At 35.4% G+C, this 407-nt stretch carries 1 pseudogene; it reads right to left on the reverse strand.

Annotation, left to right across the window (positions count from 1 at the left end):
• Positions 1-286, reverse strand: a pseudogene (locus tag IDG64_RS14455) (transposase); the annotation flags it as partial.
• Between the last annotated feature and the right edge of the window lie 121 nt (positions 287-407).

The raw sequence follows: 407 nt of genomic DNA on the forward strand, positions 1-407 counted from the left end.
TTTTATAAGAAGGTGTTTGATTTTGAGCTAACCACATCATTCGAATACTGTCATGAAGTAATTTCTCTATTCTACGACCAGAAAATACAGATTGAGTGTATGCATATAAGATAATTTTTAACATCATTTTTGGATGATAGGATGTTGCGCCACGATGGTGTCTGAATTCATCGAATTCACTATCAGGTATCGTTTCAACAATTTCATTAACATATCACGAAATATCATTTTGAGGAATTCTAACAGAAGTTTCTATTGGTAGTGTAAGTTGGACAAAGTGTCTTATTTTTTAAAGTATTTAAAAGTAAAATTACATGTTAATACGTAGTATTAATGGCGAGACTCCTGAGGGAGCAGTGCCAGTCGAAGACCGAGGCTGAGACGGCACCCTAGGAAAGCGAAGCCAT

Origin of the sequence: Staphylococcus sp. EG-SA-15 (assembly GCF_017151895.1) — a bacterium.
Lineage (GTDB): Bacteria > Bacillota > Bacilli > Staphylococcales > Staphylococcaceae > Staphylococcus > Staphylococcus aureus.